This is a genomic window from uncultured Wocania sp. (genome assembly GCF_964021735.1).
In the GTDB taxonomy this organism is placed as follows: Bacteria; Bacteroidota; Bacteroidia; order Flavobacteriales; family Flavobacteriaceae; genus Wocania_A.
Genome location: NZ_CAXIBN010000232.1, coordinates 1 through 4006, shown reverse-complemented (window position 1 = coordinate 4006; position 4006 = coordinate 1). Strand labels below are relative to the sequence as shown.

4 protein-coding genes are annotated in these 4006 nt (G+C 31.3%); 2 read left to right on the top strand and 2 right to left on the bottom strand.

Going from position 1 to position 4006, the window contains the following annotated elements; all coding sequences use genetic code 11:
• Nucleotides 1–1001: UDP-glucose 4-epimerase GalE (gene galE / locus AADI82_RS14180; RefSeq protein ID WP_341217076.1), on the bottom strand; the 1001-nt coding region annotated here is incomplete at its 3' end.
• The gene (locus AADI82_RS14175; protein ID WP_341217075.1) at nucleotides 994–2127 is read right to left on the bottom strand and encodes a DegT/DnrJ/EryC1/StrS family aminotransferase; all 1134 of its coding nucleotides are present in this window, start codon (nucleotides 2125–2127) and stop codon (nucleotides 994–996) included. The genes galE and AADI82_RS14175, both read right to left, overlap by 8 nt.
• 131 nt (nucleotides 2128–2258) lie before the next feature.
• Between AADI82_RS14175 and AADI82_RS14170 the strand changes: the two genes are divergently transcribed.
• Both AADI82_RS14170 and AADI82_RS14165 read left to right on the top strand, forming a co-directional pair.
• On the top strand, nucleotides 2259–3521 hold the full coding sequence (locus AADI82_RS14170) for a glycosyltransferase N-terminal domain-containing protein (protein WP_341217074.1): 1263 nt from the start codon (nucleotides 2259–2261) through the stop codon (nucleotides 3519–3521).
• A gap of 115 nt (nucleotides 3522–3636) precedes the next feature.
• On the top strand, nucleotides 3637–3936 hold the full coding sequence (locus AADI82_RS14165; RefSeq protein WP_341217073.1) for a hypothetical protein: 300 nt from the start codon (nucleotides 3637–3639) through the stop codon (nucleotides 3934–3936).
• Nucleotides 3937–4006: the final 70 nt, after the last annotated feature.

The window sequence follows — 4006 nt, the reverse complement described above, 5'->3', positions numbered from 1 at the left end:
TCCCATTTCCAAGCAGATCGCATCGCATCGTCAAGTGTTAGTTTTGTTTTCCAACCCAACTCGTTATTGGCTTTTGTAGTATCTGCATAAGCCGAAATAATATCACCCTCTCTTCTACCTACTATTTTGTAGTTAAGTTTTTCTCCTGAAACTTTTTCGAATGCTTTAATAACCTCTAATACAGAACTTCCTTTTCCTGTTCCTAAATTAAAAGTTTCATAATTACTTTTGTTTTTATTTTGTAACAAACGATTAAGAGCAACCACATGAGCTTTTGCTAAATCGACCACATGAATATAATCTCGAATACAAGTTCCATCTGGAGTTGGATAATCATCTCCAAAAACAGACAATTGCTCTCGAATACCAATAGCCGTTTGAGTAATAAATGGCACTAAATTTTGTGGCACTCCTATTGGAAGTTCTCCAATTTTAGCTGATTCGTGAGAGCCTACTGGATTAAAATACCGCAATGCTATAGCTTTTAAGCTTGGTGTTACTTTACAGGTATCACTTATAATTTCTTCTCCTATTTGTTTGGTATTTCCGTATGGAGATTCAGCTTGTTTTACTGGGGCATTTTCAGTTATTGGTAATTCATCTGCTTGACCATAAACTGTACAAGAAGAGCTAAAAATAAAGGCTGCAGATGGCAACTTTTTTAATTCCTTAAGAATATATACTAAAGTACTAATGTTATTTTCATAATAAAGTAATGGTTCTTGTACACTTTCTCCAACCGCTTTACTTGCTGCAAAATGAATAACGCCTTTTACATCATTATGTTTTTCAAAAAAGGTTTCAACTTTAGGTCTATCTTTTAAATCTAATTTTTCAAACAATGGTTTCTTACCGGTGATTGATGTAATCCCATCTAAAACTTTTTCAGAAGAATTTGATAAATCATCAATAATAACAACTTCGTAACCTTCATTTTGTAATTCTACAACGGTGTGTGAACCTATAAATCCTAAACCACCGGTAACTAATATTTTATCCATTTATAAATTTTATAAGAGTTGATGTAATATATTCAATTTGCTCATCGTCTAATTCTGTATGCATTGGTAACGAAATAACATCTTTAACTAATTGATTAGTAACAGTAAAATCTGCTTCATTATAACGAGAATCTGCGTATGCTTTTTGTAAATGAAGTGGAATTGGATAATAGACACCACACGGAATATCATGTGCGTTTAAATGTTTTACCAAGGCATCTCTATCTATACCTTTTACTTTTAATGTGTATTGATGAAACACATGACTATCATCGCTTCCGTTTCTAAAAGGTATTTCAATATTATTAATGTTTTTAAATGCGGCATCGTATTTATTAGCAGCATTTCTTCTACTATCACAATAATCGTCCAAATGCGGCAATTTTGCATCTAAAACAGCCGCTTGAATACTATCTAAACGTGAATTCACACCAACAACATCGTGATGATAACGCTCGTACATCCCATGATTCACAATACCTCTAATAATATGTGCTAAATCGTCATCATTTGTAAAAATAGCACCACCATCGCCATAACAGCCTAAGTTTTTTGATGGAAAAAATGATGTAGACGACACATGACCAATGGTTCCAGCCTTTGTTTTAGTGCCATCTTTATGCGTATAAGTAGCACCAATAGCTTGAGCATTATCTTCAATAACAAATAAATTATGAGCTTTTGCAAGCTCCATAATAGCTTCCATATTGGCACATTGCCCGAATAAATGCACGGGTACAATAGCTTTTGTTTTTGGAGTGATCGCTTTTTTTATGGCTTCAATATTAATATTAAAATCATCAGGATTAACATCTACTAAAACAGGGGTTAGATTTAGCAATGCTATAACCTCTACAGTAGCAGCAAAAGTAAAATCGGCAGTAATAACCTCATCCCCTGGTTTTAAGCCTAAACCCATCATTGCAATTTGCAAAGCATCGGTTCCATTTGCACACGGAATAACATGTTTTACATTAAGATATTGTTCTAAATTCTTTTGAAATTCATGAACTTTTGGGCCATTTATAAACGATGTAGTTTCTATAACTTCTTGAATTGAAGAGTTTACAACATCTTTTATTTGATTGTATTGACCTTTAAGGTCTACCATTTGAATTTTCTTCATCTAAAAAATTTTACAGATCGCTTATCTTTAGAAAATAAACAAACTCTATTTTAATGAATACTCTTAAAGAGTTTTAATGTAGCGAAATTACAAAATTCGTAAGCGTTAACCAACGTATTTATTTTAAAGAAATGTATTTTAGCATTAAAGAAATAAAATTGAGTTTAATTTATAATTTAGGAATTTATTTAGCGCATTTTGGGTTAAAATGCGTTGCACTGTTTAACAAAAAAATTAAAGAAGGTGTTAACGGACGCTCTGAAACTTTTAATATTTTAAAAATAAATATTAATAAAGATGACAAAACGCTTTGGTTTCACTGTGCTTCTTTAGGAGAATACGAACAAGGTCTTCCTGTTTTTCAGGCTTTACGAAAACATTACAAAACACATAAAATTGTACTCTCTTTTTTCTCACCTTCAGGTTACCAAATTCGTAAAAACTCACCTATTGCAGATATTGTTGTTTATTTGCCGCTAGACACAAAAAAGAACGCTAAAACCTTTTTAAATATAGTAAATCCAGAACTTACCATTTTTGTTAAATATGATATCTGGCCTAATTTTTTAAAGGAATTAAAACGGAAACAATTACGCACCATATTAATTTCTGCAACATTTAGAAAAAACCAATCATTCTTTAAATTTTACGGAAAAATATTGCGAGATGCTTTATTTACTTTCGATCATATTTTCACCCAAAACGAAGCCTCAAAAACACTACTGCAATCTATAAATTATAATACCGTAACAGTTTCTGGCGACACACGTTTTGATCGTGTTTATAGCCAATTAAATCAGGATAATCGTTTAGATTTTATTGAGACCTTTAAAGCTAACAACTTATGTATTGTAGCAGGAAGTACTTGGCCTCCAGACGAAAATTTATTTATAAACTACATAAACAATAAAGCGGCGAAAAATATAAAGTTTATTATTGCACCTCACAATATTAATAAAGCACAAATAAAAAGTTTAAAAGAAAAATTAAATACTAAAACCATTTTATTTAGTGAGAAAAAAAAAGGCGACCTCTCCAAAGCACAAGTTTTTATTATTGATACTATAGGCTTATTATCTAAAACATACAATTTCGCCGATATTGCTTATGTTGGTGGTGCTATGGGAAACACAGGCTTACATAACACCTTAGAGCCCGCAGTTTTTAGTATCCCTATTATTATCGGGAATAATCATTCTAAATTTCCTGAAGCCAAATCAATGATTGATATTAATGGCATGTTTTCAATTTCTAATCAAAAAGAATTCAATAGTATTTTAAATGAACTTATTGAAAATGAAGACAAAAGAATAAATTCTGGCAAGAAAAATTTAGACTATATTAAAAAAAACAAAGGTGCCGTCATCCAAATACTCGATTACTTGCGTATATAGAATGATTTTAATAGTAAATGTTAAAAAAATTAACACAATTTTAATAGATTTTAACAAGAAGTTATTAAATTCGTAATCTAGATTTTTAAAAAAATTAACACTAAAACAAAAACCAATGAAAAAATTATTTTTAAGCACTGCTTTATTACTAGTATTAGGCTTATCGTTTACGTCTTGTAGAGACACTAAAAAAGCTGAAGATAGCATTGAAGAAGCTGTTGAAGCAACTGAAGAAGCTGTTGAAGATGCTGCTGACGCTATTGAAGATGCAGTTGATGATGCTGGTGATGCCATCGAAGAAGCGGGAGACGCTGCTAGTGAGGCTGTAGATAAAGCAGTTAATGCTGCTGACAAAACTGTAGATGATGCTGCAAATGCTGCAAAAGAAAAAATTAAAGAAGCTGGTGGTAACTAAAAACCATTAAAGTAAAAAAAACCACCAATAGGTGGTTTTTTTTTGCTCAAAATTTACAGTATTCTTATAA